The following is a 5,359-nucleotide window of genomic DNA, read 5'->3' on the forward strand; positions in this document are numbered from 1 at the left end:
GTGTGTTAAAGCGGGTTCTAACCCGCCTTACCACTCACGAAGGCCGCGGAAGACTCTGGTCAGGAGTCGAAGCCGACGTCGAGGTACTGGTCGACGTTCTCCTTGGTCACGACCGCCGAGTACGTGGTGATCTCGGCCGGGATGTCGTGCTCGGCCAGGTCGCCGATCCCCTTGCCCTGCCCGAGCAGCCGGGCGAGCGCGACCGCGGTCGAGGCCATCGACGGGCTGTAGAGCACGGTCGCCTTGATCGGCGACGAGTCGGCCTTGATCAGGTTCATCATGTTCTTCGAGCCGGCGCCGCCGACCATGATGAACTCCTTGCGGCCCGCGGTGTCGATCGCCGCGTTGACGCCGATGCCCTGGTCGTCGTCGTGGTTCCACAGGGCGTCCAGCTTGGGCGCGCCCTGCAGCAGGTTCGCCGTCTGCTGCTCGCCCGACTCCGACGTGAACTGCGCCGACACGCGCGGGCCCACACTGAACCCGGCGCGCCCGAGCGCGTCCTTGAAGCCCTTGCTGCGTTCCTGGGTCAGCGGCAGCGAGTCGATCCCGGCGACCTCGCCGATGACCGGGTTCGCGACGTTCTTCTTCTTGAGCTCCGCGGCGATGTAGTTGCCCGCGTTGACGCCCATCCGGTAGTTGTCGCCGCCGATCCAGGTTCGGTACGCCAGCGGCGTGTCGAAGACGCGGTCGAGGTTGATCACCGGGATGCCGGCGTCCATCGCCTGCTGGCCGACCGCGGTGAGCGCCTTGCCGTCGAAGGGCAGGATGACCAGGACGTCGACCTTCGCGTTGATCAGCGTCTCCACCTGGGAGATCTGCTGGTTGACGTCGTTGGTGCCTTCGGTCGCGTTGAACTTCACCTCGCTGAACTTCTGCGCCTGGGCCTTGGCGTTCTTGGTGATCGCGGCGATCCAGCCGTGGTCGGCGGCCGGTGCGGAGAAGCCGATGGTGATCGGCTTGCCCGGCTGGGCGTTGTTGCCCGCGTTGGCGACCGGCGCGTTCGACTCCGAGTTCGCGGGCGTGTTCGACGTGCAGCCGGCCAGTAGCGCGCCGGCGCCGACGGCGGCCCCGCCCAGCAGGAATCCCCGGCGGCCGAGGAAGGGTTGTTCGGCCATGTTGACCTCCATCGGTGATTTCTACGGACCGGTCCTGGCTTTCCTGGCCCGGAACTGCAAGAGCACGGCGAGCACGATGATCACGCCCTTGGCGATGTTCTGGATGTCGGTGTCCAGGTTGTTCAGCGTGAAGATGTTCGACAGCACCGTGAAGATCAGCACGCCGACGAGGGTGCCGATGAGCGAGCCGCGGCCGCCGGTCAGCAGCGTGCCGCCGATGACCACCGCCGCGATCGCGTCGAGCTCGTAGAACATCCCGTTGGTCGACGCGCCCGCCGTCGTCCGCGCGACGACCATCAGCGCGGCGATCCCGCAGCAGAGCCCGGCCACGCCGTAGACGAGCGCGAGGTGGCGCTTGACGTTGATGCCGGCCAGCCGGGACGCCTCGGCGTTGCCGCCGACCGCGTACGTCCGGCGGCCGAAGGTGGTGCGGTTGAGCACCACCCAGCCGACCGCGAAGACCAGCGCGAACAGCCAGATCAGCGTCGGGATGCCGAGGAAGCCGCCGCGGAAGAAGGCCAGGAAGTCCTGGTCGGTGACGACCTGGGTGCGGCGGCCGCTGATCCGCTCGGCGAGCCCGCGGGCCGAGACGTACATCGCCAGGGTGGCGATGAACGGCACGACTTTGCCGTAGGCGACCAGGACGCCGTTGATCAGCCCGCAGCCGAGCCCGACCGCGAGTCCGCAGAGGACCATCACGAACGGCCCGTACGACTGCGTGGCCAGCGTGGTCAGCCAGACGCCGGCCAGGCCGACCATCGAGCCGACCGACAGGTCGATGCCGCCGCTGATGATCACGAACGTCATCCCGACGCTGACCACGCCGATCGCGGCGGCCAGCCGCAGGATCGTCGAGATGTTGCTTTCGGTGAAGAACAGTTCGGGCCGGGTGAACTGGCCGACCAGGCACAGGACGACGAGCACCCCGGCCAGGCCGAGCAGCCGCGGGTCGGCGGAGAAGGTGAACCGCTTCCGTTCGGCGGGCAGCGCTTCCTGGGGCGGTGCCTGGGTTTCGGTCATGCCGCGCTCCCCTCGAGAATCACGTCGAGCACCTCGGCCTCGGTCAGCCCGGCCGAGCGCCGGTCGGCGAGGACCCGGCCCTCGCGCAGCACCAGCACCCGGTCGGACAGCCCGAGCACCTCGGGGATTTCACTGGACACCAGCACGATCGCCACGCCGGTCGCGGCCAGCTCGTCGATCAGCCGGTACAGCTCGGCGCGGGCGCCGACGTCGACACCGCGCGTCGGCTCGTCGAGCAGCAGCACCCGGCACCCGCGGACCAGCCACCGCGCGAGCACGGCCTTCTGCTGGTTGCCGCCGGACAGCGTGCGGACGATCCGCCGCGGGTCGGCGGGTCGCAGGTCGAGGCGGCGCAGGCTGGCGCCGGCGTCGTCCAGTTCCCGGGCGCGCTCGGTGAAACCGACCTTCGCGTACCGGCCGAGGCTGGCGAGGGTGACGTTGTGCACCACCGGCAGGTCGAGCAGCAGGCCCTGGCTCTTGCGCTCCTCGGGCGCGAGGCCGATGCCCGCCTTGACCGCCGCCCGGACGCCGGGAGCGAGCGGCTTCCCTCGGACCGAAACGGTTCCGCGGTCGGCCTTGCGGGCGCCGAAGATCGTTTCCAGCAGCTCGCTGCGTCCGGAGCCGACCAGGCCGGCGATGCCGACGACCTCGCCGGCGTGGACGGTGAAGCTCACGTCCTCGAACTCGCCGTGCCGGGTGAGGTTCTCGACGGCGAGCGCGGTCTCCGGTTTCGCGTGCCCGTCGTGGCGCGGCCCGAAGACCGTCTCGACCTTGCGGCCGGCCATCAGCGCGACCAGGTCGGCGGTCGGCGTCTCGCGGGCGTCGAGGCCGGTGCCGACGGTCCGGCCGTCCTTGAGCACGGTCACCCGGTGCCCGATCCGGCGCAGCTCCTCCAGGCGGTGGGAGATGTAGACGACCGCGACGCCGTCGGCGGTCAGCTCGCCGACGATCCGGAAGAGGTTGTCGACCTCCTCGCCGGCCAGCGCGGCGGTGGGTTCGTCCATCACGAGCAGCCGGGCGTCGTGGGCCAGCGCGCGGGCCATCGAGACGAGCTGCTGGCCGGCGGCCGACAGCTTGCCGACCTCGGTCGACGGCCGGATGTCCGGGTGGCCGAGCCGGGCCATCAGGCGGGCGGCTTCGTCGCGGGCCTGGGAGATGCGCGTGAAGCCGAAGCGGGCGCGTTCGTGGCCGAGGAAGATGTTGTCCGCCACCGAAAGCCCGGGCACGAGGTCGAGTTCCTGGTACATGGTGGCGATGCCCAGGCGCAGGGCGTCGACCGGCGAGCCGAGCGTCACCGCTTCGCCCTGCCAGGTGAGTTCGCCCGTGTCGGGCTGGTGCGCGCCGGAGAGGACCTTGATCAGCGTCGACTTCCCGGCGCCGTTCTGGCCGAGCAGGCAGTGCACCTCGCCGGCTTCGACGTCGAGGTCGACGCCGTCGAGGGCGCGGACGCCGGGGAAGGTCTTCACGATCCCGCGGACGGACAGCAGGGTCATACCGTGGCCTCCTCGGCGAGCGTCGGGTTCGCGAACAGCCGCTCGGCCGCCACGTGCGCGGCACCCCGCAGCGGCGCCTGCAGGCCGAGCCCGGACGCCACGACCCGCGCCTGGCCGAGCGGCCGGGCGGCGAGTTCGACGCGGACCGGTTCGACCAGCCACTCCCCCAGTTCCGCGAAGTAGCCGCCGAGCACGACGACGTCCGGGTCGAGCACGTCGACCACCGTGGACAGGGCGATGCCGAGCGCGACGCCGAGTTCGTGGACCGCTGTCACCGCGCGCTGGTCACCCAGCCGGATGCGGTCGGTGAGCCGGGCGACGCGGCCTTCGACGCCGTCGGCGGGATCGTGCAGCGGGTCGCCGGGGGCCGCCGCCGCGCGCAGGACGGCGGCGAGGCTCGCTTTGGTTTCCAGGCAGCCGGTCCGGCCGCAGGAGCAGCGTTCGCCGGAGGGGTCGACGGCGATGTGCCCGACCTCGCCCGCGAAGCCGCGCGCGCCGCGCAGGATCGTGCCGCCGGAGACGAACCCGCCGCCGACGGCGGTGCCGCCGCCGAGGTAGAAGACCTCGGTGCCGGTGCCCGCGACCGATTCGGCGAGGGCACCGAGGTTGGCGTCGTTGTCCACGGCGATGGCGGCGGCGGGGACGCCCAGCCGGGCCGCCATGAGGCCGGCGATTTCGGCGTCCCGCCAGCGCAGCGCGGGCGCGAACCGCAGCACGGCGGCGGCCGAGTCGACCAGGCCGGGCACCGAGATCGCGACGCCGACCGGCGGCCCGGGCAGGACCGAGTGAGCCAGCCGGCCGAGCTCGTCCATCGTTCTCTGGAGCCCGAGCGCGGCGACGTCGACGGTCTCGGCGCGTTCGGCCAGCACCCGGCCGGACAGGTCGGTGACCCGGGCCGAGAGCCGGTCGGCCTCGATACCCATTGCCAGCGCGTACGCGTCTTCGCCGTGCAGCTCGACCAGCCGGCTCGGCCGCCCGTTGCCGGGGCGGACCCCGGCGGGCCGGACCAGGCCGCGCTCGGCGAGTTCGGTGAGCAGGCCGGGCACCGCGGACTTGGGGAGGCCGCAGCGGGCCGCCAGCTGGGTGCGCGAGAGCGGGCCGGTGCGCAGTGCCCGCAGGACCGCGGCCAGGTTCGCCGTACGCGGGCTCGCCGAACCGGCTTGCCTCGTTCCGGTGACGGCCACGGTGCCCCCATCTTGCGCTGGCTACTGAACGCACTTTGTCGCTCAGGCAGCGAAAGTAGGGTGACTGGCATCACTCGTCAAGGTGATGCGGGTGCGTTTAGTCGGGTTTTCACCCGGATAGACGTGCAAAACCGGACAGACTTTCGCTCGATACGTACGAAAGTCTGTCCGATCTTGACGTTACATTGTGGACGCGTTCAGCAACGCTCGGTTATCTGATCGCTCAGCTGCTGAGCGTGAACGCGCGATCCGTGGCCGACCAGGCGGCCCCGATCACGCCCGCCGTCTCGCCCAGCTCGGACAGCACGATCGGCAGGTTTCCGGTGGCCAGCGGCAGCGAGCGCCGGTACACCGCGCTGCGGACCTCGGCGAGCAGCTGGTGCCCGAGCTGGGCCACCCCGCCGCCGATCACCACCATGCCCGGGTTGATGAAGCAGACCAGCGAGGCGATGACCTGGCCGAGCCGGCGCCCGCCGTCGCGGATGAGGTTGACCGCGCCGGAGTCGCCGGCCGCGGCGGCCCGGCCGACGTCACGGGCGGTGACGAC

General features: G+C 71.4%; 5 protein-coding genes. All 5 read right to left on the reverse strand.

The features are described 5' to 3' along the window. Positions 1-59 precede the first annotated feature (59 nt). Positions 60-1,115: a substrate-binding domain-containing protein gene (locus tag ACWEVN_RS46190; RefSeq protein ID WP_310969748.1), complete on the reverse strand. Its 1,056-nt coding sequence runs from the start codon at positions 1,113-1,115 to the stop codon at positions 60-62. 21 nt (positions 1,116-1,136) lie between these two features. Beyond that, a complete protein-coding gene (locus ACWEVN_RS46195) occupies positions 1,137-2,135 on the reverse strand; it encodes an ABC transporter permease (RefSeq protein ID WP_449683447.1) in 999 nt (332 codons plus the stop codon). Continuing rightward, on the reverse strand, positions 2,132-3,628 hold the full coding sequence (locus tag ACWEVN_RS46200) for a sugar ABC transporter ATP-binding protein (protein ID WP_452055498.1): 1,497 nt from the start codon (positions 3,626-3,628) through the stop codon (positions 2,132-2,134). Before ACWEVN_RS46200 ends, ACWEVN_RS46195 begins: the two co-directional genes overlap by 4 nt. Beyond that, positions 3,625-4,812, reverse strand: a complete 1,188-nt coding sequence (locus ACWEVN_RS46205; RefSeq protein ID WP_452055499.1) for an ROK family protein — start codon at positions 4,810-4,812, stop codon at positions 3,625-3,627. The genes ACWEVN_RS46200 and ACWEVN_RS46205 overlap by 4 nt, the downstream gene beginning before the upstream one ends. A gap of 223 nt (positions 4,813-5,035) precedes the next feature. Further along, a partial coding sequence (locus tag ACWEVN_RS46210) for an ROK family protein (protein WP_452055500.1) occupies positions 5,036-5,359 on the reverse strand: 324 nt, incomplete at its 5' end.

The organism is Amycolatopsis sp. NPDC003861, assembly GCF_053605405.1.